Annotated in this window: 22 protein-coding genes; 13 read left to right on the top strand and 9 right to left on the bottom strand. The window is 68.1% G+C overall.

Annotated elements, in window-relative coordinates:
- The first annotated feature begins 35 nt into the window (after positions 1-35).
- From trxA to OM960_RS07865, 5 genes are all read left to right on the top strand, one after another.
- On the top strand, positions 36-356 hold the full coding sequence (gene trxA, locus OM960_RS07885) for a thioredoxin (protein WP_263335112.1): 321 nt from the start codon (positions 36-38) through the stop codon (positions 354-356).
- A gap of 110 nt (positions 357-466) precedes the next feature.
- Positions 467-1024, top strand: a complete 558-nt coding sequence (gene hslV / locus OM960_RS07880; RefSeq protein ID WP_264771580.1) for an ATP-dependent protease subunit HslV — start codon at positions 467-469, stop codon at positions 1022-1024.
- Positions 1017-2108 carry a hypothetical protein gene (locus tag OM960_RS07875; RefSeq protein ID WP_264771579.1) on the top strand — a complete coding sequence of 364 codons (1092 nt, stop codon included), beginning with the start codon at positions 1017-1019 and terminating at the stop codon, positions 2106-2108. Before hslV ends, OM960_RS07875 begins: the two co-directional genes overlap by 8 nt.
- Entirely contained in the window at positions 2105-3406 is a 1302-nt protein-coding gene (gene hslU / locus OM960_RS07870) for an ATP-dependent protease ATPase subunit HslU (protein WP_264771578.1), read from the top strand. The genes OM960_RS07875 and hslU overlap by 4 nt, the downstream gene beginning before the upstream one ends.
- Before the next feature lie 23 nt (positions 3407-3429).
- Positions 3430-4587, top strand: coding sequence for an alpha/beta hydrolase (locus tag OM960_RS07865; protein WP_264771577.1), 1158 nt, complete (start codon positions 3430-3432; stop codon positions 4585-4587).
- On the opposite strand, the gene OM960_RS07860 is transcribed toward OM960_RS07865, so the two are convergent.
- Genes OM960_RS07860 through OM960_RS07850 form a run of 3 tightly spaced genes read right to left on the bottom strand, consistent with a single transcriptional unit; the run spans position 4584 to position 6741 of the window.
- The gene (locus OM960_RS07860) at positions 4584-5165 is read right to left on the bottom strand and encodes a Smr/MutS family protein (protein WP_264771576.1); all 582 of its coding nucleotides are present in this window, start codon (positions 5163-5165) and stop codon (positions 4584-4586) included. The genes OM960_RS07865 and OM960_RS07860 overlap by 4 nt on opposite strands.
- Entirely contained in the window at positions 5162-6085 is a 924-nt protein-coding gene (mltA, locus tag OM960_RS07855) for a murein transglycosylase A (protein ID WP_264771575.1), read from the bottom strand. The genes OM960_RS07860 and mltA overlap by 4 nt, the downstream gene beginning before the upstream one ends.
- On the bottom strand, positions 6085-6741 hold the full coding sequence (locus OM960_RS07850) for a Tim44/TimA family putative adaptor protein (RefSeq protein WP_263335123.1): 657 nt from the start codon (positions 6739-6741) through the stop codon (positions 6085-6087). The genes mltA and OM960_RS07850 overlap by 1 nt, the downstream gene beginning before the upstream one ends.
- A gap of 120 nt (positions 6742-6861) precedes the next feature.
- Here OM960_RS07850 and OM960_RS07845 point away from each other — a divergent pair, with 120 nt between their 5' ends.
- From OM960_RS07845 to idi, 3 genes are read left to right on the top strand one after another with little or no spacing between them, the layout of a single operon-like run.
- The gene (locus OM960_RS07845) at positions 6862-7341 is read left to right on the top strand and encodes an FxsA family protein (RefSeq protein WP_264771574.1); all 480 of its coding nucleotides are present in this window, start codon (positions 6862-6864) and stop codon (positions 7339-7341) included.
- Between the two features lie 59 nt (positions 7342-7400).
- Positions 7401-7901, top strand: coding sequence for a protein-export chaperone SecB (secB, locus tag OM960_RS07840; protein WP_263335126.1), 501 nt, complete (start codon positions 7401-7403; stop codon positions 7899-7901).
- The gene (idi, locus tag OM960_RS07835; RefSeq protein ID WP_263335128.1) at positions 7898-8425 is read left to right on the top strand and encodes an isopentenyl-diphosphate Delta-isomerase; all 528 of its coding nucleotides are present in this window, start codon (positions 7898-7900) and stop codon (positions 8423-8425) included. Before secB ends, idi begins: the two co-directional genes overlap by 4 nt.
- 72 nt (positions 8426-8497) lie before the next feature.
- Here idi and OM960_RS07830 read toward each other — a convergent pair whose 3' ends face one another.
- The 5 genes from OM960_RS07830 to OM960_RS07810 are packed head-to-tail and all read right to left on the bottom strand — an operon-like array spanning position 8498 to position 13095.
- The gene (locus OM960_RS07830) at positions 8498-8800 is read right to left on the bottom strand and encodes a DUF4387 domain-containing protein (RefSeq protein WP_263335129.1); all 303 of its coding nucleotides are present in this window, start codon (positions 8798-8800) and stop codon (positions 8498-8500) included.
- Positions 8793-10157, bottom strand: a complete 1365-nt coding sequence (locus tag OM960_RS07825) for a DUF1446 domain-containing protein (RefSeq protein WP_263335131.1) — start codon at positions 10155-10157, stop codon at positions 8793-8795. Before OM960_RS07825 ends, OM960_RS07830 begins: the two co-directional genes overlap by 8 nt.
- Positions 10157-11677, bottom strand: coding sequence for a tripartite tricarboxylate transporter permease (locus OM960_RS07820; protein ID WP_263335132.1), 1521 nt, complete (start codon positions 11675-11677; stop codon positions 10157-10159). The genes OM960_RS07825 and OM960_RS07820 overlap by 1 nt, the downstream gene beginning before the upstream one ends.
- A gap of 9 nt (positions 11678-11686) precedes the next feature.
- Complete coding sequence (locus OM960_RS07815) at positions 11687-12130, bottom strand: tripartite tricarboxylate transporter TctB family protein (protein WP_263335133.1); 444 nt, start codon at positions 12128-12130, stop codon at positions 11687-11689.
- Positions 12127-13095, bottom strand: coding sequence for a Bug family tripartite tricarboxylate transporter substrate binding protein (locus OM960_RS07810; protein WP_263335135.1), 969 nt, complete (start codon positions 13093-13095; stop codon positions 12127-12129). The genes OM960_RS07815 and OM960_RS07810 overlap by 4 nt, the downstream gene beginning before the upstream one ends.
- 124 nt (positions 13096-13219) lie before the next feature.
- Here OM960_RS07810 and OM960_RS07805 point away from each other — a divergent pair, with 124 nt between their 5' ends.
- The 5 genes from OM960_RS07805 (at position 13220) to OM960_RS07785 (ending at position 21736) form a co-directional block, all read left to right on the top strand.
- Positions 13220-13885: a response regulator transcription factor gene (locus tag OM960_RS07805; RefSeq protein ID WP_263335137.1), complete on the top strand. Its 666-nt coding sequence runs from the start codon at positions 13220-13222 to the stop codon at positions 13883-13885.
- Positions 13882-15249 carry a sensor histidine kinase gene (locus tag OM960_RS07800; RefSeq protein WP_263335139.1) on the top strand — a complete coding sequence of 456 codons (1368 nt, stop codon included), beginning with the start codon at positions 13882-13884 and terminating at the stop codon, positions 15247-15249. Before OM960_RS07805 ends, OM960_RS07800 begins: the two co-directional genes overlap by 4 nt.
- The gene (locus OM960_RS07795) at positions 15219-16253 is read left to right on the top strand and encodes an ABC transporter substrate-binding protein (RefSeq protein WP_263335140.1); all 1035 of its coding nucleotides are present in this window, start codon (positions 15219-15221) and stop codon (positions 16251-16253) included. The genes OM960_RS07800 and OM960_RS07795 overlap by 31 nt, the downstream gene beginning before the upstream one ends.
- A 117-nt stretch (positions 16254-16370) precedes the next feature.
- The gene (locus OM960_RS07790; RefSeq protein WP_264771573.1) at positions 16371-18200 is read left to right on the top strand and encodes an autotransporter assembly complex protein TamA; all 1830 of its coding nucleotides are present in this window, start codon (positions 16371-16373) and stop codon (positions 18198-18200) included.
- Entirely contained in the window at positions 18200-21736 is a 3537-nt protein-coding gene (locus tag OM960_RS07785) for a translocation/assembly module TamB domain-containing protein (RefSeq protein WP_264771572.1), read from the top strand. Before OM960_RS07790 ends, OM960_RS07785 begins: the two co-directional genes overlap by 1 nt.
- Here the strand turns inward: OM960_RS07785 and OM960_RS07780 are convergent.
- The gene (locus OM960_RS07780) at positions 21730-22566 is read right to left on the bottom strand and encodes a YihY/virulence factor BrkB family protein (RefSeq protein WP_263335145.1); all 837 of its coding nucleotides are present in this window, start codon (positions 22564-22566) and stop codon (positions 21730-21732) included. The two genes, OM960_RS07785 and OM960_RS07780, sit on opposite strands and share 7 nt — an antisense overlap.
- Between the last annotated feature and the right edge of the window lie 126 nt (positions 22567-22692).

The raw sequence follows: 22692 nt of genomic DNA, 5'->3' as shown, positions 1-22692 counted from the left end.
TTTCTTGCGAACGCATTCCGAATTGGAGACTGAATATGGCCACCGTCGCCGTCACCGACGCCACCTTTGACTCCGAAGTCCGGCAGTCCGCCATCCCCGTCGTCGTCGATTTCTGGGCGGAATGGTGCGGCCCCTGCAAGCAGATCGGCCCGGCGCTCGAGGAGCTGTCGGAGCATTACGCCGGCAAGGTCAAGATCGTGAAGGTGAACGTGGACGAGAACCCTGATTCGCCGGCCCAGATGGGCGTGCGGGGGATTCCGGCGCTGTTCATGTTCAAGGACGGCCAGATCATCTCGAACAAGGTCGGCGCGGCCCCGAAGGCGGCGCTGCAGAACTGGATCGAATCCGCGATCTGATCCCGTCACCGGGACGGATCACGGGGGCGCCTTCGGGCGCCCTTTTCGTTGCGCCGGTTGCGGGCGGCGGGCCGTGCCGCCATATAGGACCGGACGAACGGAGGGCTTCGATGGCGGACGAGAAATTCCCCGGCTGGCACGGCACGACGATCATCGGCGTGCGCAGGGGCGGCGAGGTCGTTGTCGCGGGCGACGGGCAGGTGAGCCTCGGCCAGACCGTGATCAAGGGCACCGCGCGCAAGGTGCGGCGCCTCAGCCCCGGCGGCCGCGACGTGGTCGTGGGCTTCGCCGGCTCCACCGCAGATGCTTTCACGCTGCTGGAGCGGCTGGAGAAGAAGCTCGAAGCCGCGCCTGGGCAGCTCATGCGGGCTTGCGTCGAGCTGGCCAAGGACTGGCGCACCGACAAATACCTTCAGAAGCTCGAGGCGATGCTGATCGTCACCGACGGCACGACGCTTCTCGTCGTCACCGGCGCGGGCGACGTGCTGGAGCCGGAACATGACGTCGCCGCCATCGGCTCGGGCGGCAACTTCGCGCTCGCCGCCGCGCGGGGGCTGATGGAGACTGATCTTTCCGCCGAGGAGATCGCGCGGAAGGCGATGGCGATCGCCGCAGATATCTGCGTCTACACCAACGGCAACCTCACCGTGGAGACGATCCGTGGCTGAGGAGCCGAAGACCTTCGGCCCGACCGACCTGCGCGCGGCCGTCGCCGCCGGGATCGTGACCGAAGCGCAGGCGGCGGCCGTGACCGCGCTCGCGCATGGCCGGGCGGGCAAGCGCAGGGCGCTGCCGGCGGAGGACGAGCCCTTCGAGTTCTTCAAGGGCTTCGCCGAGATCTTCGTCGCCTCCGGCCTTGCGATCCTGCTCGGCGGCCTCGGGCTGCTTCTCGGCGTGATCGGCGGCGTGACGATCCTGATCCTGATCCCGGCGATCATCGCCGCAGTGGCCTGGTGGATGGCCCGGTATTTCACGCTGAAGCGGCGGATGAACCTGCCGTCGATGGTGCTGATCAGTGCCTATTCCGGCGGAATCTATGTCTCGGCCCTGACGCTTCTCGGCCAGATGGACTTTGGGCTGAAGGGCGTGGCCTTCGCCTCGGCCGCCATCGCGGCGGGCGCCGCGGCGCTTTGGTTCCGCCGCTTCAAGCTGCCCTTTGCGATGTTCGTCTTCGGCGCCTTCGCCCTCATGTCGACCTACGCGCTCTTCACCCGCTACAACCCCGGCGGCGGCTTCGGCAACCTCGACGCATGGGCGCAGAGCTTCGTGCCGCGGGCGAACCTCACCGCCGCGTCGCTCGTCTTCGGCATCGGCGCCTTCCTGGGCGCGATGTGGTTCGACATGAGGGACCCGCACCGGATCGGGCGGCATTCCGCGACCGCGTTCTGGCTGCACCTTCTGGCGGGCGCTGCGCTGGTGAACTCGATCGCCGGCAATATCTGGGGCGCGGGCGGCCCCGGGTCGATCCTGCCCACATCTGCGGCACTTCTGGTCTTCGCATTGATCGCGCTCGTCATCGACCGCCGCTCGATGCTGACGGCCGGCATCGTCTATATTGGCGCGGTGATCTACTGGGCGGTGGCGGGCGACGGCTTCGCAGATGCGATGGACTGGGCCAAGATCCTGATCATCCTCGGCGCCTTCTTTACCGTGCTCGGCACCTGGTGGGTGCCGCTCCGCGCCGCGCTGATGCGCGCGCTTCCCGCATTTCCCGGCAAGGACCGGCTGCCGCCTTACTCGGAGACCCCATGACCAACCTCACCCCCCGCGAGATCGTCTCGGAACTCGACCGTTTCATCATCGGCCAGAAGGACGCCAAGCGCGCCGTCGCGGTGGCGCTCCGGAACCGCTGGCGCCGCAAGCAGCTTTCGGACGACCTGCGCGAGGAGGTCTATCCGAAGAACATCCTGATGATCGGCCCCACGGGCGTCGGCAAGACCGAGATCTCGCGGCGGCTCGCGAAGCTCGCCAGGGCGCCCTTCCTCAAGGTCGAGGCGACGAAGTTCACCGAGGTGGGCTATGTCGGCCGCGATGTCGAGCAGATCATCCGCGACCTGATGGACACCGCGATGATCGAGACCCGCGAGCGGATGCGCGAGGAGGTCAAGGCCCGCGCCCACCAGGCCGCCGAGGAGCGGGTGATCGAGGCGATCGCCGGCGCGGACGCCCGCGAGCAGACGCGCGAGATGTTCCGGACACGGCTGAAGAAGGGCGAGCTCGACAACACCGTGATCGAGCTCGAGGTTGCCGAGGCCGCGCCGCAGATGCCGATGCTGGACCTGCCGGGCCAGCAGGGCATGGGGATGATGAATCTCGGCGACATCTTCGGCAAGGCCTTCGGCGGACGACGTACCCGCAAGAAGCTGACCGTGGCCGAAAGCTACGATCTGCTGATCTCCGAGGAGGCCGACAAGCTTCTCGATGACGAGGCGGTCAAGCTTGCGGCGCTCGAGGCTGTGCAGGAAAACGGCATCGTCTTTCTCGACGAGATCGACAAGGTCTGCGCCCGCGCCGAGACCCGCGGCGCCGATGTCAGCCGAGAGGGTGTGCAGCGCGACCTCCTGCCCCTGATCGAGGGCACCACCGTCAGCACGAAATACGGGGCCGTGAAGACCGACCACATCCTCTTCATCGCCTCCGGCGCCTTCCATATCGCCAAGCCCTCGGACCTCCTGCCCGAACTGCAGGGCCGGCTGCCGATCCGGGTGGAGCTTCGCGCGCTGACGGAAGAGGATTTCGTCCGGATCCTCACCGAGACCGACAATGCGCTGACCCGGCAGTATTCGGCGCTGATGGCGACCGAGGAGGTTTCCGTGGACTTCTCCGAGGACGGCATCAGGTCGCTCGCCCACATCGCCGCCGAGGTCAACCGCAGCGTCGAGAACATCGGCGCGAGGCGGCTCTACACGGTGATGGAGCGGGTGTTCGAGGAGCTGTCGTTCACCGCGCCGGACCGGGCCGGGGACAAGGTCACGGTCGATGGCGATTTCGTCGAGAAGAACCTCGGCGACCTCGCCCGCTCGGCCGATCTCAGCCGCTATGTGCTCTGAGCGGCTGGCGGGACCCGGCGGCTTTGACTATTGATTTCGCGTGGCAGATGCAGGCGGGCAAGGTGCGGATCGTAACGTCTATTCTGGTCATCCTGGCGCTCGCGGCCTGCGAGCCGCGCGGCAGTGTCGTGGTCAACCAAGCCGCGGCGAGTTCAGGCAGGATAGAGACGCTTTTTATCGGCACGACCCGCGGCGCCGACCCGGCAACCGGTGAGGCGTTCGGCAAGGTTCGCAGCCCGGAGACACGGTTCGTCCGGCTCGACGTGGCCATTCCGCCGCAACATGTCGCCGGAGAAATCTCCTGGCCCAAGCCGAACCGCCCCGCCGATCCGGCGACGGATTTCGTGGCGGCCCAGCAAGAGATCTACCCGGACGCGGGGAGCTTCCGCGCGGATCTCGGCGCCGCACTTGCCCGCAACCGGCGCGAACAGCGCGAGGCGGTCGTCTTCGTCCACGGCTTTAACAACAACTTCGCCGAGGGTGCCTATCGCCTCGCACAGATCGGCGCCGACATCGGCATCGAGGGCACGCTCGTCCATTACTCCTGGCCATCGCGGGCCAATCCGCTCGGCTATGCCTACGACCGGGACAGCGCGCTCTTCGCGCGTGACGGGCTCGAAACGCTGCTGCGCGAGGTTGCGGCAGCAGGCGCGGAGCGCATCGTGATCGTCGCGCATTCCATGGGTTCGTCGCTGACGATGGAGACGCTGCGCCAGCTCGCGCTCAAGGACGAGGGCAAGCTGCTCGACCGGGTGTCGGGCGTGATGCTCGTCTCACCCGACATCGACGTCGACGTGTTCCGCGCGCAGGCTCAACGGATCGGCGAACTGCCGCAGCCCTTCGTGATCTTCACCTCAAAGCGGGACAAGGCTCTGGCCCTCTCGGCACGGCTCACCGGGCAGCGCGACCGGCTCGGCAATGTCGGAGATGTTGCGGAGCTTGCGGATCTCAAGGTGACGCTGCTCGACACCACCGCGTTCTCCGAGGGATCGGGCCATTTCAACCCCGGCGAATCTCCGGCGCTCATCGCGATTCTCGGCCAGCTAGCCGATGTCGACAGCGCCTTCGCGCAGGACCGGACGGGCCGGACGGGGCTGCTGCCCGGCGCGGTGCTGACGGTGCAGAACGCGACACAGGTTGTGCTGTCCCCGGTGACCGCGATCTCGCAGATCCAGCCCTAGAAGCGGCGCAGGTAGACGTAGAAGGCGCCGCCGCCGCCGTGCTTCAGATGCGCGGGAGCGATTTGCATCACAACCGCGCCAAGGGGCGGTTGGGTCAGCCAAGTCGGCAGCTGGTGACGCAGTACGCCCATCCGCTGCGGGATCGGACCGGGATCGTCGCGCATCTTGCCCTTGCCTGTGATCACCAGCACCATCCGCTTGCCCGCCGCCTGCGCGTTGAGGATGAAACGGATCAGCTCGGGATGAGCCTCGGCCAGCGTCATGCCGTGGAGGTCGATCCGTGCCTCGGGCTTCAGCTTGCCACGCAGCATCTGCTGGTGCGTGCGCCGGTCCATCCGCAAGGGCTGCGCCGCGAGCCGCTCTTCAAGCGCGGGAACGAGGTCATGCGCCACCGAGAGGGGTCGCGCCGTCTCGCCGATGCGGAAATCCAGAGGGGTCGGATGCGGCTTTCGCGGCTTCGGCTTCGCCTCGGCCTCGTCCGGTCTCACCTTGCCGGGCCGCATCGCGCGGGCCGAGGCGGCGACGCGGCTCCAAAGCTCCTTCTCCTCCGGGCTGAGCCCGCGCGGGCGGCGGCTCACCGGGCAAGCCTTTCGGCCATTTTACGCGGCAAAAGCGTCACTAACCTGCCTGAAATCCGCATGTCGCCGGCCCGGTGCCCGGCCTCGATACCGGTGCCGCAGAAGATGTCGCCGCGCTGCGCGCCCTTGATGGCGCTGCCGGTGTCCTGCGCCACCATCAGCGTCGCGAAGTCGCCACCCTCGACCCAGACCGGGGCCCCGAGCGGAATATGCTCGGGATCGACGGCGAGGCTGCGGAGCGCCGTGACCGGCCGCCCCATCGCACCGATCGGGCCGCTGTCGGGCGGCAGGTCAAGTTCGCGGAAGAAGACGAAGGAGGGGTTGTGGCGCAGCAGCGCCGGGGTTTCGTCCGGATGCGCCCGGCACCAGGCGCGAATGCCGTCGGCGGTGATGCCATCATCCGGCCCGCCCGCGCCGCGGCGGGTCAGCTCCTGCCCGATGGAGCGGTAGGGTTGGCCGTTCTTGGCGGCGAAGCCGAAGCGGCGCACGGATCCGTCCTCAAATCGCACCCGCACCGAGCCCTGAACCTGGGCAAGGAAGGCTTCGACCGGATCGGCGAGCCACACCAACTCGCGCCCGGCCAGAAGATTGCCCGCCTCGATTTCGGCCCGGTTGAACCAGGGTTGGTTGGCGGGCAGATCGGCGGGCGGCGCGTAGAGCGGATGGTCGAAGCCTTCACCCCTTCGGGCACGGCCCTCGATCTCGGGCTCGTAGTAACCGGTCAGGAGGCCCGGCGGCGCGCCGATCTCGACCGGCGTGAAAGAGGCCTCGAAGAAGGTGCGGGCATCGCCACTCGCGGGCGTGGGCCAGTCGGCGCCAAGGAGGTCGGCCGTCACAGCATAGGCGGCGAGGGCCGCGGCATGGTCGTCCGCCGCCCAGCCGGGAAGGCCGGAGAAGTCGAGCAGACTTGCCGCGCGCATCACTCGCCGGTGGCGACGAGTTGCCAGTTGGGATCGTTTTGACCCATCTTGCGGGCGAAGGTCCAGACGTCGCGCTGGCGGCGCACCTCGTTCGGATTGCCCTCGACGATCTCGCCGGACGCGTCGCGCGCCGCCGAAATGAGCTCGCTCGCGAAGCGCACCGTCACCTCGGCCTCGCCGGTACGGCGGTCAAACTCCGCCCGCTGCACCGACACCTCGCGGGTGCCCATGAACTCGGCCGTCACCGTCAGCCCGCGCGAGGCGCGCGTGGCGACGACTTCGGCCAAAGTGTCATAGACTTCCTCGGAGAGGAACGGCTGCACCTTCGACAGGTCGCCCTTCTCGAAGGCCATCAGAATCATCTCGTAGGCGCCACGGGCGCCGGTTAGGAACTCCGACACCGAGAAGCTGGGCTCGACCTGCTTCATCGCGGCGAGTGCGCGCGCGGCATCGCTGCCTTCCTCGACATGGTCGGTGATGTCGCGGTCCGGGCCGCCCTCGATCACCTCGAACTTGCCCTTGCGGGCACCGGGCAACGGCGCGGTCGACGGCGGCTTCTCGAAGCCCTCGCGGGTGCCCAGCACACTCCGCAACCGCAGGATCAGGAAGATCGCGATCCCGGCAAGGACTAGGAGCTGGATAAGGGCATTGGACATTTCGCTGCGCCTCTGATGCCGCAGCACGGACTGCGGCAGGGTTGGTATATTTGCTTCGTTCCCCCTATGTAAGTCACGGGTGGGGTCAAGTCCACTCCACGGACCGGAAAGGAGAGGCCCATGTGGCTGCTGATCGCGTTCCTCGCGGTACCCATGATCGAGATCGGCCTGTTCATTCAGGTCGGCGGCATCATCGGCATCTGGTGGACGCTCGCCATTGTGCTCGCAACCGCGATCGCGGGCAGCTTTCTCGTGCGGATGCAGGGCGCGCTGGCGCTCGCGCAGCTGCGCGGCGCGCTCGGCGAGCTGCGCGACCCGACCGAACCCATCGCCCACGGCGCACTGATCCTTTTCGCCGGCGCGCTTTTGCTCACGCCGGGCTTTTTCACCGACACGGTCGGCATCCTGCTCCTGATCCCGCCGGTACGGGCGGCGGTGCTGCGCTATCTTGCCGCGCGTGTGCGGGTGGAGCGGTTCACCGTCGGCGGCATGCCGCCCCGGCGCGAGCCGCACCGGCCCGACGTGATCGACGGCGAGTATCACGAGATCGACTCCGAGCGGCCGATATCGGACCGTCCCTCGGGCTGGACCCGGCATTGAGGCCCGCGGGCCAAGGTGCTACACCAGCGGCCAACCGGATTTCCTTGGGAGAATTGAACATGGCCGAGAACGGCAACGGGGCTGCAACGACGGAAGCGCCGCAGGTGAAGATGAGCGTGCTGGGGCAGTTCATCCGCGACATGTCCTTCGAGAACATCGTGGCCCAGAAGGGGATCAGCGCCAGCGAGGTGACGCCCGAGATCCAGGTCCAGGTCAGCCTCGACGCCCGCAAGCGCGCGGTCGAGAACCAGTATGAGGTGGTCTCCAAGTTCAAGGTGACCTCGACCAACAAGTCCGACAAGTCGCCGCTCTTCCTGATGGAGCTCGATTACGGCGCGATCTTCCATGTCGAGGGCGTGCCGGAGGAGCAGCTGCACCCGTTCCTCCTGATCGAATGCCCGCGCATGGTGTTTCCTTACGTCCGCCGCATCGTCTCGGACGTGACGCGCGATGGCGGCTTCCCGCCGCTGAACATCGACACGGTCGATTTCCTCGCGCTCTACCGCCAGGAGCTCGCGCGCCGCGCGGCGGCGCAGAAGGCGGCTGAACAGCCGTCGTGACGGCGGCGGCCGATCTCATCCCGACCTGGATCGAGGGGCGGCTCGCGCCCTTCGACAAGCTCGGCGCGCATCTTCGGGGGCTGCGGCACAAGGCGGTGTCGGTGTTCCTGATGGAGGGCGACCGCGTGCTGATCCAGCGCCGGGCGCTCGGCAAGTACCACACGCCGGGGCTCTGGGCGAACACCTGCTGCACCCATCCGCATTGGGACGAGGCGCCGGTGGACTGCGCCAGCCGCAGGCTGCGCGAGGAACTCGGCATCGAGGGCGTGGCGCCGATCTTCGCCGATCAGGTCGAGTACCGCGCCGATGTCGGCGGCGGCATGACCGAACACGAGGTGGTCGACATCTTCACCGCGCGGGCGCCGAAGGGGCTGACCGTCACCCCTAACCGCGACGAGGTGATGGAGGTGCGCTGGATCACCCTCGCCGATCTCGTCGCCGAGGTTGCGGCGTCGCCGGATCGCTTCACGCCCTGGCTGCGCATCTACCTGGCCGAGCATCGCGCCCGGATCTTCGGCGCCTGACCTGGCCCCGGCGGCCGGGGGACGTCGCGTCCCCCGGACCCCCTGCGGAGTATTTCCAGACAGAAAGTGGGGTCAGTCGACCTCCATCTCCTCGACGAGCACGGCCCAGGCGGCGCCGTGCATGTCGCGGTCGGGGCGCGTGCCCTGCACGGCGGGGCGCGGCAGCGAGAGCTTGACGACGTTCAGTTCGGCGATGTCGAAGCGCTTGATCAGTGCGGGATCGGCGCGGAAGCGGGCGGCGATCCTGTCTGTTTCAAGGCCGGTCGAGATCCGTTCGAAATCGACCCTGTTCCGGCAGAAAATGTCGATCGTCAGCCAGAACGGGCCGGCATTCTTGGAGCGTACCTTCGCGGCGATCTGGCCGATCTCAACCATGGCCGACCTCGTCGGTGACGATGCGGAACGGCGCCATCGGGTCGTCGAGCGCCATGACATGGTGTAGGCAGAACTCGTAGAGGGCGCCGCGGCTCATCTCGGCGGGCGAGAAGGGGAAGGCGAAGGTGGGCATCGGCTCGTCCTCGGTCAACGCATGGTGCAGGAGATAGGGATTGAGGATCTTGCCGATCTCGGCGGCCTCGGCTTCGGAGGGCGCGGTGGCGATGGCGAGGACGCCGATTTCGGCGGGGACCGGACCGGGGGGTTCCAGGGGGCCGAGCGTGGCGTCGCGGCCGATGAGCCTGAGTTCGATCTCGAAGGCGTCGGCGGCAAGACCCATCCGCGCGCCCACATCCGCGCGCGCGCGGGCCGCGACTTCGGCCGCCCAGCCAGTCGCGTTCGCGACATAGCGGCGGTCGCGCAGGAGCGTCAGGCTGACGGTCTGGTATCCGGCGATGCGGGCGCCTTCGAGTTTCACGGTATAGGGTCCCGGCCGCCAGACCGAGCCCTCGACCCGCACCCTACGGTCGTCGAGCGCGGCATAGGTCGCATCAGTGACGTCGAGAACGCCGCCCGGTTCGTAGAGGAGGAACGGGTCGGAATTCTCGTAGAGCATATGCGCCGAGACCGTGTAGGGCGTGGCACGGGCGGAAGGAGCCATGGGGTCGACGGTGAAGCCGGTGCCGTCGAAGGTGATCAGGATCGTGCCCGAGGCGGGGTGAGTGGTGGCAAGCGCTCCGCATTCCCCGATCTTCGCGCCGTGCCAGGCGGCGCCCCCATGACAGCCCCGCGCGATCGGCAGGGCGGCGATGATCGCCGTGTCGGTGGTCCGGCCGGCAATGACGATGTCGGCGCCGGTGGCGAGTGCGGCGGCCACCTGCTCGGCGCCGGCGAGGGCGACGATATTGCTGCAGGCGCGGATGGTGTCGGCGTCGATCCCGGGCGCGGCGGGCAGGTCGGTGATCCGGCCTGCGTCGAAGGCGGCGGCGATCTCGGCGGGGTTCTGGCCGGAATAGAGCCGGGTCACGGTGAGTTTCTGGCCCAGCTCCGCCGCCAGGTCCCGGGTGATGTCAAAAAGCCAGTCGACGGTGGCATCGGCCCCGCAGGTGCCCGCCGTGCCGATGATCAGGGGCACGCCTGCCTCGGCGCGCGCCTGCATCAGGTCGCGCCACTCCGCCCGCGTCGTGGCGCGGGAGTATTTCGACGCGGCCCGGCCGAGATAGGCCGGGCCGCTGTCGGTCGAGCCGCCGTCGACGGCGATGATATGCGGCTTCGCCGCGATCCCGCGCGCCAGCGCCGCTCGGTCATAGCCGAGGCCCAGGGCGCCGGTCGGGATCAGGACGCGTGTCTCTTGCATCAGTCCACCAGCTCGTCGGCGTCGCGGATCTCGGGCTTCTTCAATATCCCGCGCAGGAAGATCGGTGCGACAAACCCGGCAATGGCGGCAATCCAGAGGCCGATCGAGATCGGCGAGGAGAAGAGGAAGGTCCAGTCGCCGTCCGAGATCACCATCGCGCGGCGCAGGCTGTCCTCCATGTGGTTGCCGAGAAGGATGCCGAGGATCACCGGCACGGTCGGGATGTCGAGCTTGCGCAGCACGTAGCCAAGGGCGCCGAAGGCGATCATCAGGACGAGGTCGAAGTAGCTTCCGGTCAGCGAGTAGATGCCGACGAAAGAGACCATCGTGACGCCCGGCAGAAGCACCCAGGCCGGCACGGTCAGGACCTTCACGAAGATCTTCACCATCGGCACGTTCATCACCAGAAGCACGATATTGGCGATGAGGAGCGAGGCGATGAGACCCCAGACCACCTCGGGCCGGTCGGTGAAGAGCGTCGGCCCCGGCGTGATGTTCAGCGTCATCAGGAGCGCCAGGAGCACCGCCGTCGTCCCCGACCCCGGCACACCGAGCGTCAGCATCGGCACCAGCGCGCCGCCGGCCGCGGCGTTGTTGCCGGCCTCGGGCGCGGCAACGCCCTTTGGATTGCCCTTGCCGTAGCTTGCCTTGTCGGGGTCGGCCGCCTTCTGCGCCACATAGGCCATAAAGGAGCCGAGCGAGGCGCCCGCGCCGGGCAGCACGCCCGCGAAGAAACCGATTACGGTCGAGCGCAGCATCGCGCCGGTCGAACCGACGATGTCCTTCACCGGGATGGTGATCTTCTCCAGCTTGACACCGATGGCGCTTTCCTTGCCGTGGCTCTCGATGAAGAAGAACACCTCTGCGATGGCGAAAAGCCCGACGATGGCGACGAGGAAGTCCACCCCGTCCATCAGGTGCAGGTTGCCATAGGTGAAGCGCGGCATGCCGGACGTGTTGTCGAGCCCGATCATCGCGATGCCGAGCCCGATGCAGGAGGCGAGCGCGGCCTTGGCCTGGTTCTTCGAGGCGATGCCGCCGAGGGTACAGAAGGCGAGGAGATAGAGCGCGAAATACTCCGCCGGGCCAAACAGATAGGCCACCCGCGCCAGCATCGGCGCCATGATCGCCAGCCCGATCGTAGCGATGAAGGCGCCGACGAAGGACGCCACGCCCGAGATCACCAGCGCATCGCCGGCGCGCCCCTGTTTGGCCATCGGATAGCCGTCGAGCGTGGTCATCAGCGCCGGCTCGTCGCCGGGGATGTTGAGCAGGATCGAGGAGATCCGCCCGCCATACATCGCGCCGTAATAGACGCTCGTCAGCAGCACCAGCGCCGAGGTCGCATCAAGGCCCATTGTGAAGGCCAGGGGAATGAGGATCGCCACGCCGTTCGACGGGCCGAGGCCCGGCAAGGCGCCGATGATGGTACCGACGAAGGCGCCGATCACGGCAAGCATCAGCGTCCAAGGCGACAGCGCGATCGAGAAGCCGAGCGCGAGGTTGGAGATAAGGTCCATGACGTTGTCTCAGCCCATGATGACCTTGGGCAGGCCGGTGAGGCTGAGCCCAAGGAGGAATTTGAAGACCACGTAGAGCCCGGCCGAGAGGCCGAGGCCGGAGAGGATCGCGGGCAGGGGTCGCGGACTGATCTGGTAGCTCAGGATCGCCGCGACGATGGCTGTCGGGATGAGGAAGCCCAGGGGCTTCAGCATGTAGGCATAGGCGACGAGCGCCAGGAGCGCGAAGCCGAGCCGGCCGAGCGTCGGCAGGTCGGGCCATTCCGGGTCCGGATCGGGACGGATCACCATGTAGAGGCCGCAGATCGCGCCAATCGTGCCGATGATGTAGGGGAAGGTCTTCGATCCCACCGGGTCGGCAAGGAAGCTGACCTGGATCTGCGTGGCGCTGGCGACATAGGCCAGCGCCACGAGGATCACGACCAGACCGAAGATCCGGTCGCCGGTGATCACTGGATCACTCCGATTTCCTTGGAAAGCTCGGTCGTGTCGGCCACGACCTGATCGATCCAGCTCTGGAAATCGTCGCCGACCTTGGTGAAGGGCGCGAGTCCGTTCGCCGCCATCGCCTCTTTCCACTCGGCGCTGTCGGCCACGGCCTGAAGCCGCCCGGCCCATTTGGCGAAGGCCTCGTCAGAAATGCCCTTCGGCACATAGAGTCCGCGCCAGTTCACCGCGACGACGTCGAAGCCCTGCTCCTTCGCGGTCGGGATGTCCTCGAAGCCCGGCACCCGCTCCTCGGTCAGGACCGCGAGCGCCCGGACCTCGCCCGACTTGATGAAGCCGACGATCTCGGACATGTCGCCGGTCATCGCCTGGGTGAAGCCGCCGACGGTCTGGGTGATCGCGTCGGCGCCGCCATCGACGCCGATATACTTGACCTTGGTGATGTCGGTGAAGCCGCCGGCCTTCAGCACCTGCAGGGGCTTCATGTGGTCGAAGCCGCCCGCCGCCGAACCGCCCGCGAAGGCGACCGAGCCCGGATCGGCCTTGACCGCCTCGACGAGATCGCCGAGCGTCTGGAACGGGCTGTCGGCCGCGACCACGATCACGCCGGGATCGGCGCCGATCGCGCCGACGAAGCGCACCTGATCGGCGGTCGCCCCGCCATAGGCGTTCTGCGCGAGCCGCGTCGTCGTTGCAGAAGATGCGGCGATGATGAGGTCCTCGTCGGTGTTGCGCTCGTTGACCACGGTCGAGAAGGCGAGCCCGCCGCCCGCACCGGCCATGTTGGTAACCTGCACCGGCTGGTCGACTTGACCGATGTCGAACAGGATCTTGCCGACCTGGCGGCAGGTGAAGTCCCAGCCGCCGCCCGGATTGGCCGGCGCGATGCATTCGGTCGCCCAGACCGACGAGGCCGCCATGAGACCGATCGCGGCGCTCGTGCCGAACACCTTCATTGCCCTGAATGTCATGTATTCCTCCCGTGTGTGTTTTCTTTCCGGACACGCACGCCAAAGCGGCGCGGTGCCGATCCCCTTGCAAGACCCACGATTCGCTGAAAAGCTGACAGCAACCTGTCACCAGGGGGTGGGTGCCTTGCGCTTCCTTCTCGTCGAGGACAATCCCGATCTGGCACAGTCGGTTGCCGAGCGGCTCCGGCTTGACGGCCATGCGGTCGATCCCGCCGCCTCGCTCGCCGAGGCGGGCGACTGCCTCGCGGCGGCATCCTACGACCTCATCCTGCTCGACATCTCGCTGCCCGACGGCGACGGCCGCGACTTCCTGCGCCGCGAGCGCCGCTCGGGGCGCGATACGCCGATCATCGTGATGACCGCGCGCGCGGAGGTGTCGGACCGGGTCGACGTGCTCGACCTCGGGGCGGACGACTACGTCACCAAGCCCTTCGATTTCGCCGAGCTTGAGGCCCGCTGCCGAGCCGTGCTGCGGCGGCGCGGCAATGCGCTGCAAACCGTGCAGCACTATGCCGGGCTCACCTTCAACCCGCTCAACGCAAGCCTCGTCGTCAGCGGCGAGATGCGGGAACTTAGGAACCGCGAGCTCCGGCTTCTCGAAATCCTTCTCGCCGCGCCAGAGCGCATATTCTCGAAATCGCAGATCTGCGACCGGCTGTTTTCCTACGCCGAAAGCGTCACCGACAACGCGATCGAGGTCTATGTCGCGCGGTTGAGAAAGAAGCTCGAAGGCTCCGGCGCGCGGATCGAGACGGTGCGCGGCCTCGGCTACCGGTTGACCGCGGAATGAGGCGCGCACCGCTTTCCCTACGCCTCAGGCTTGTCCTGCAGCTTCTGGGCATCGCCGCCGTGCTTGCCATCGTTCTCTATTTCACCGTCCGCACGGTCGCCGACCAGGCAGCCGAGGCGAGCCAGGACGGCGTGCTCGGCGCGGCGACACTGGCCATCGCCGAGAGCCTGCAAGGCGGGGATGACGGGGTCAGCGTCGATCTGCCCTACGAGGCCTTCTCGATCCTCGGCTCGATCTCGGCCGACCGGGTGTTCTACCGGATCGACGCACGCGGGCTCACACTGACCGGGTATGACGACCTGCCGCTACCGCCCGAGGCTGGCGCGGCGGTGGCGCCGGTCTTCTACACCTCGCCCTATCGCGACACCGAGGTCCGCGTCGCCGCGGTCGCCCGCATGGTGCTGGTGGCGCGCAAGCCGGTGCCGGTGCTCGTCATGGTCGCCCAGACCCGGCAGGGGCAGGAGGCGATCGCCCAGCGCGTCGCCCAGCGCGCCGCCGCGATCGGGCTCGGATCCTTCGTACTGGCGGCAGCTCTGTCGCTGCTCACAGCGGGCAGCGTGCTCGGCCCGATCAACCGGCTTGCCGCCGCAGTGGCGCGGCGGGGCCCGCAGGACCTGCGCGCCGTCGATCATCCGACACCGGTGGAGCTCAGGCCGCTCATCACCGCGCTGAACGGCTTCATCGCCCGGCTGCGCGGCGCGCTTGCCCGGACCGAGACCTTCATCGCCGAGGCGGCCCACCATATCCGCACGCCCTTGGCCACGGTCCGCGCCCGGGCCGAGATCGCCCTGCGCCAGAGCCAGTCGGAGGAGATGCGCGAGTCGCTCCGCGCGGTGATCCGCGCGGTCGAGGAAAGCAGCCGTTCAGCGGGCCAACTTCTCGACCATGCCACCGTCGTCGCCCGCTCCGACCGGCTCGCGGACGAAAGCGTGGATCTCGCGAAGCTCCTCGCCGCCCAGGCCGATGCGTTCCTGCCCACGGCCGACCTCAAAGACCTGACTCTGCGCGTCACCGCCGAACCGGCGCGTGTGCAGGGCGACCGCGCCCTGATCGAGGCGGCGCTTCGCAATCTCATCGACAACGCGATCAAGTATTCGCCCCCGGAAACCATGATCGATCTGGCGCTCCGCCCGGGCGATCCGGTGCTGATCGAGGTCGCCGACCGGGGCCGCGGACTGTCGGGCCAGAAACCGGGGCGGCTCACCAAGCGCTTCGCGCGAGGAGAGAACGCGCGCGACGTGATCGGATCTGGCCTCGGCCTGACCATCGTCGCCGAGGTCGCCGCAGCCCATGGCGGGCGTTTTGACCTCACCGAACGCGAAGGAGGCGGCACATGCGCGCGGCTCTACTTGCCCTCGGCCTGATCCTCGGCATCGCCGGCTCGGCCGCCGGATTCACCGTCGAGGAAGAGGTACGCTTTCCCGCGCCCGGCACCGAACGACGCGAGCTGGCAATCCTGTCGACCACCGACACGGGCGTTCTGAAACCGGTGATCGCGGCGTTCCAGAAGCGTTTTCCGGATGTCGAAGTCCACTACACGGTCGCCAATTCGCAGGAGGTCTTCGCCGCGATCCATGACGAGAGCGCGGCCTTCGACCTCGTCATCTCCTCGGCAATGGATCTGCAGATGAAACTTGCCAATGACGGCTTCGCTGCTCCCTACCGCTCTGCCGCCACCGATGCGTTGCCGGGCTGGGCGCACTGGCAGGACCGGCTCTTTGCCTTCGCACAGGAAAACGTCGTGCTGATCGCCTCGCGCCGGGCGATCGGCGGCCTTTCCCTGCCGCAGACTCGGCGCGACCTGATCGACATGCTGCGCGACGATCCCGAGCGGTTCCGCGGCCGGATCGGAACCTACGATCCCGAACTCTCCGGTGCGGGCTACCTTTTCGCCACGCAGGACGCGCGGCAGTCCGACAGTTTCTGGCGCCTCGCCGAGGTGATGGGCGGCCTCGCGCCACGGCTTTACACCTCGTCGAACGCGATGATCACGGACCTGGAACAGGGCCGGCTCGCGCTCGCCTACAATGTGCTCGGCAGTTATGCCGGGCCGCGGCTCGCCAGCGACGACGACGCGGCGGTGGTCGAGCTGGAGGACTACACGCTGACGCTCCTGCGCACCGGGCTCATCCCGGTCGGCGCGCCCGATCCCGCGCTGGGCGGCGGGTTTCTCGATTTCCTTCTCGGCGCCGAGGGCCGGCGGCTCGTCGGCGAGGAGGCCGGCCTGCCGCCGATCGACGAGGTCGCGCTGTCGCGTGGCCCGCATCTCCGGCCGATGCGCCTCGACCCCGGCCTTCTGGTCTTCCTCGACGCGATCAAGCGGCAGGCGTTCCTGGACGAATGGGCTGCGGCGCTTCAGCAGAACTGACCGCGCACAGTGGCAGCGGATGCGCCAAAAGACGCGCGCGTTGTCGGACTGCGCTGGAAATCGCCGATGATTGCTGCAAGGAATGTGCAGGTAAGGCTTTCGGGTGTGGGGAAACGGGTGAGGCGACAGGCAGGGCGGCTCTTGCGGAATGGCCGATGGGCGATCGGCGGGCTGGCACTTCTGACTGCCTCCCTTCCGGCGCACGCGCTTGACCGCGTGGTATTTGCCGCGCCGGGCGCCGACGAGAGCCTGACCGACGCGCTCCGCGCGGCATCGCTTGTCTTGCAGGCCGAGCGCGAAAAGCAGGGCGACGCCCAGGCGCTCTTCGCCGCCGCGCGCGCCGATTACGGTCGGCTGCTCGGCACGCTCTACGCCGAGGGACGCTATTCCGGCGTGATCCGGATCGCCGTCGACGGCCAGGAGGCCGCCAGGATCGCGCCGCTCGACGCGCCCGAGACGATCCGCGAGATCCGCATCACCGTGGAACCCGGCCCGCAGTTCCGCTTTGCCAAGGCGCGGATGCGCCCCTATGCGCCGGGCACCAAGCTTCCGCCCGATTATCGTGACGGAGAGCCCGCCCGCTCCACCGCCATCGTCGCCGCCGCAGAGGCCGGCGTCGAAGGCTGGCGCAACGTCGGCCACGCCAAGGCCGGGGTCGCGGACCAGACCGTCATCGCCGACCACCGCGAAGCGTCGGTCGACTCCGAGATCCTGCTTGCCCCCGGACCGCGCGTCCGTTTCGGCAAGATGACGATATCGGGCTACGAGCGGATGAATCCCCGCCGGATCGAAAGGATCGCCGGCTTCCCGACCGGCGAGGTCTACGACCCCGCAGAGATGAACACCGTCGCGACGCGGCTGCGCCGGACTGGTGTCTTCCGCACCGTCGCCCTGACCGAAGCCGAAACGCTTGGCCCCGGAGACACGCTCGACGCGGCGCTGGTCGTCGCCGAGGCGCCGTTGCGCCGTTTCGGCTTCGGTGCCGAAGCCTCCACGAGCGACGGCCTCAATCTCTCTGGCTACTGGCTGCACCGCAACCTTTTCGGCGGCGGCGAGCGGCTGCGCCTCGAAGGCGCAGTCGATCAGATCGGCGGCCAGGACGTCAGCCCCGGCTACAATCTCGGCGTCCGCATCGACCGGCCCGCGACCCCGGTGACAGATGCCACCGCGTTCTTCGAAGCACGCGCGGAACGCACCGAGCTTCTCGACCTCGACGTCGATACTCTTGAAGTGACCTTCGGCCTGACGCGCGTGCTGAGCGACAGGCTGAGCGCCGAGGCCGGGCTGTCCTATATCGCCTCGCGCGTGACCGATCCCTTCGGCAACAAGTTGGATTTCAGCGCGTTCGCTCTGCCGCTCTCACTCACCTGGGACAATCGCGACGAACCGCTCGACCCGCGCAAGGGCTACTTTTTCGATGCGGATCTCGCCCCGTTCTACGGCATGGGCAGCACCGGCTCGGGCGCCTATTTCCTGGGTGACGCGCGCACCTATCGCGGTTTCGGCGCCAAGGACCGGGTCGTGCTTGCCGGCCGGGTTCAGCTCGGCACCGTGGTTGGTTCAGCGCTCGCCGAGACGCCTCCTGGCTACCTGTTCTTCTCTGGCGGCGGCGGCACCGTACGCGGCCAGCCCTACCAGTCGCTCGGCGTGTCGGTACCGACCTCGCCCACCACGACGATCGAGACCGGCGGCTTGAGCTTCGCCGGCCTCTCGGGAGAGGTGCGCGCCGGCATCACCGAGAAGATCGGCGGCGTGGCCTTCTACGATGCCGGCTACATCAGCGACGACGGGCTTTTTGGCGGCACCGGCAACTGGCATGCCGGCGCCGGTCTCGGCGTGCGCTACGACACCGGCATCGGGCCGATCCGGTTCGATGTCGGCCTGCCGGTCTCGGGCGGCACGGGTGGCGGTGTTCAGCTTTACGTCGGCATCGGGCAGGCCTTCTGATGCGGCGGCTTCTTCTTTCCCTTCTGGTCGCGCTCCTGCCTCTGGTCGCCCCGGCACAGGAGGAAGAGAGCCCCGAGCGCGACCGCGACTTCCTGACCGGCTTTCTTGAGGACAACCTCTCCGGCCTCGGCCGCACCGTGCGGATCGACGGTTTCGCCGGCGCGCTGTCCTCGCGCGCGACGTTCGAGCAGATGACGATCGCCGATGCCGATGGCGTGTGGCTGACGATCCGTGGCGGCGCGATCGGCTGGAAACGGTCCGCCCTCCTGCGGGGCCGGGTCGAGATCAGCGAGATGACCGCCGAGGTGATCGAGCTGCCGCGTCGGCCCTCGTCGGGCAAGAGCCGGACCGAGGCCTCGGGCTTCGCGCTGCCGGAACTGCCGGTCAGCGTGTCGATCGGCAAGCTCCACGCCGACCGCGTGGTGCTCGGCGAGGCGCTGTTCGGCGCCGCCGCCGAAGTCTCGCTCGACGGGACGATGCAGCTTGCTGGCGGCGAAGGCTCGGCTGATCTGAACGTCACCCGGATCGACGGGCGCGAGGGCAGGGTCTCGCTGACCGGCAGCTATGCCAACGAGACCCGCAAGGCGACGCTCGACCTGCTCGTCGCCGAGGCCGCGGACGGGATCGCCGCCAACCTGATCGGGCTCCCGGGCAAGCCCTCGATCGAGCTTGCGATCGCCGGCGATGGCATCATCGACGATTTCCGCACCGACATCACGCTCTCGACCGACGGTGCGCCGCGCCTCAAGGGCCAGGTGGAGCTGCTTGCCGTGGCCACGGAAGACGGCGTTGCCGAGCGGCGGTTCCGGGCCGCACTCGGCGGCGACATCGCGCCGCTGCTCCTGCCGGAATACCAGGACTTCTTCGGCCCCGATGTCACACTCGAAGCCGAGGGAAGGCGCGCACCCTCCGGCCAGCTTGACCTGACGCGGCTGGTGATCGGTTCACGCGGTGTCGATGTCAGCGGCCGGCTCTCGCTCGCCCCCTCGGGTCTGCCGTTGCAGATGGCGCTGACCACCCGGATCGGCCTTACCGACGGCAGCGAGGTGCTGCTGCCGCTGCCGGGCCAGAAGACATATCTGCGCGCCGCCGAACTCAGCCTGCGCTACAGCGCGGAAAGGGGCGACGGCTGGAAACTCACTGGCGACCTTCATGGTCTTCGCCGCGCCGACCTGACCATTGCCGCGGTCTCGCTCGACGGATCGGGGCGGATCGGCCGGCCCGGTTCGGACGGTGTCGGCGTGACCCGCGTCGGCGGTCATGTCGGGTTCGCGGCCAACGGGATCGAACCCACCGATCCGGCACTCGCCAGTGCCGTCGGACCGGATCTTGCCGGCAAGATCATGTTTCACTGGCAGGGGGGTGAGCCTCTCTCCATCCCGTCCTTCGACGTGGAGGGGCAGGGCTACGGCGCCAGCGGCGGCTTCAACATCGAGACCACCGACAAGGGCCTCACGCTCGGCGGTCGGGTCACCGCCGAGGTCGCCGACATGGGCCGGTTCTCCGGCCTCGCGGGGCGTCAGCTCGGCGGGGCGGCGAACCTCGAGGTCTCGGGTTCCACCGGTCTTCTTTCCGGGGTCTTCGACCTCGAAGGCCGGATCGAGGGGCGCGATCTCAGCGCCGGCCAGGCCGAGCTCGACCGGCTGCTCGAAGGCCTCGCCACGGTCACCGCCTCGGTCAGCCGCGGCACCGAGGGGATCGAGATACGCAGCCTCGACCTGTCCGCCACCACGCTGATCGCCTCGGCCTCGGGCCATCTGGGCAGCGAGGCGAGCGACGTGACCGCGACACTCGATTTCGCCGATCTTGGCGCACTCGGGGCGAAGTATCGCGGCGCGATGAAAGCGGACGCCCGGCTCATCGGGACCGGCAAGCGCCGCCAGATCACGCTCGACGCCTCGGCCAGCGGCCTCGGTATCGGCGAGCCCACTGCCGACCGCCTTCTTGCGGGCGCCTCGACACTCAGCCTGTCGATCGCCGAGGAGGAGGGCCGGGTCGAAATCGATACGTTCGAACTCGACAACCCGCAGCTCCGGCTGGAGGCGACGGGCAGCATCGAGGATGACGTTCGGCGAGTCGACATCGCGGCGCGGCTCAACGACATGGCGCTTCTGGCGCCCGGCTTCCCCGGCCCCCTGACCCTCGAGGGCCGCGTCACCGAATCCGCCGACGGATACGATGTCGACCTTTCCGGCAACGGTCCTGGCGCCACGTCGGCCGATATCGCCGGGCGCATCGCGCGGGACCTCAGCACCGCCGACGTCGGCATTCGGGGCGGTACGCAATCGGCGATCCTCAACCCGCTTCTCGCGCCGCGCAACATCGACGGGCCAGTCAGCTTCGACCTGCGCCTGAGCGGCCCGGTCCGCCTTGAATCCCTCCAGGGCCGGATCGCCCTGTCCGGCGCCCGGCTCGTGGCCCCGACCTTCGGGTTCGAGATGGAAGGGCTCGACGTCGCCGCCGATCTTGCCGGAGGCCGCGCCAACCTTTCGGGCGGCGCCAATGTCCGCGGCGGCGGGCGGATCGAAGTCTCGGGCCCGGTGGCGCTGACGCCGCCCTTCCAGGGCGATCTCACGCTCCGGCTCGCCGGCGTCCGGCTTCGCGATCCCGATCTCTACGAGACCTTCATCGACGGCACTGTCTCGATCGCCGGCCCGTTCCTCGGCGGCGCCACGATCGCCGGGGCGATCAACCTGGACCGCACCGAGGTCCGCATCCCTTCGACCGGTTTCGGCAGCCGACCCACCCTTACCGGGCTGCGCCATGTCAACGATCCCGCCGCGGTGCGCGACACCCGGAAAATGGCTGGTCCGTCCAGCGAGCGCCGCGAAGGCGGGCCGGTCTACAATGTCGATCTCACGGTTTCGGCCCCGGGCCGGATCTTCGTGCGCGGCCGCGGACTCGATGCCGAGTTGGGCGGCACGCTGCGGCTGACCGGAACCACCGCCAATATCGTGCCGTCGGGGCGATTCGATCTCATCCGCGGCCGGCTCGACATTCTCGGCAAGCGGTTCAGCATCGACGAGGGACTGGTGGAGCTGCAGGGCGCGCTGACCCCCTATGTCCGCTTCGCGGCGTCGAGCGAAAGCGACGGCATCACCGCGACGATCGTGATCGAAGGAGAGGCCTCCGAACCAGAGATCCACTTCCTCTCCTCGCCCGAGCTGCCCGAGGAAGAGGTCGTGGCGCAGCTTCTGTTCGGGCGCGGCCTCGACAATCTCTCGCCCTTCCAGGCGGCGCAGCTCGCTTCGGCGATCGCCACGCTGGCGGGGGGTGGCGGCGAAGGCCTGGTGTCTCGGCTGCGCGGCGGCATCGGGCTCGACGATCTCGACGTGACGGCGGCGGAAGACGGCACCGGTGCGCTTCGCGCTGGGAAATACGTCTCCGAGCGGCTCTACACCGATGTCGAGATCGGCTCGGGTGGCAAGAGCGAGATCAACCTCAACTTCGAGATCCGGAAAGGCCTGAAGGCGCGCGGTTCTGTCGATTCCAAGGGCGGAACCGGCATCGGCGTCTTCTGGGAGCGCGATTACTGAAGGCGTCTCAGCCGGTCGTGTTCCTCGTTCACCGCCGCGCCGAGAAGCACGATGAAGGCCGAGATATAGAGCCACATCAGAAGCGCGATCGCCGCTCCGATCGAACCGTAGATCCGGTTATAGGCGCCGAAATTCTCCAGGTAGACCGAGAAGGCCATCGACGCCGCGGCCCAGAGGATCGCGGCGAGCAACCCGCCAGGCGTGATCCACGAATGCGGTGCCGTGTCCATCGTCGGCCCCCAGCGGTAGAAGAGGCCGAGCACGATGAGGACGACGAGGAACATCGCCGTCCAGGGCAGGTAGCGCAGGATGAACCCCTCGACCGGACCGAGTTCGAGGAAATTGAGGATCACCGGCACCATCACGACGGTCGCGAGCGCGGTGAGAAAGACCGCGATCAGGGCGAACGTCATACCGATGGAGACCAGCCAGCGCATGAGGCCTGGCCGGTGCCGGCGGACATGGATCGCGTTGAGCCCGGAGATGAGCGCCGCCACGCCGTTGTGGATCGAATAAAAGGCGATGGCGAGCGAGATGGCCGTGGTCCAGCCAAGCGTCTTCGGCGTGGCGAGAAGCAAGGAATTGAGCTGCGCCTCGATCAGCCCATAGGCGGCGGCCGGGATCAGGTGGCTCACCGAACCGAGGTATTCGCGCATCACCGCCGGGTCGGAAAAGAAGCCCCAGATCGCGATCGTGGCAGCCATGCCGGGGAAGAGCGCGAACATCATGTAGAAGGCGACGCCGGCCGCGATCAGCCCAAGATGGCGATCATCCATCGCGTTCCAGACCGCGAGGATCAGCTGCATGATGTAGACCGTGGTGGTGGCCATCGTCGTCCCCGTTCCGCCGCACCGGTATGTTCGCCCGTCCCGAGCCCGTCGGCAACCCGCAGGCCGGATCGCCGCTGGCGGCCGTATCGCCAGCGCGCGCCCTCCGGTATCACTGGCAACGGGAGG

It is taken from the genome of Defluviimonas salinarum (genome assembly GCF_026013545.1).
GTDB lineage: Bacteria > Pseudomonadota > Alphaproteobacteria > Rhodobacterales > Rhodobacteraceae > Albidovulum > Albidovulum salinarum.
This window is presented reverse-complemented; position numbering and strand designations above follow the sequence as displayed.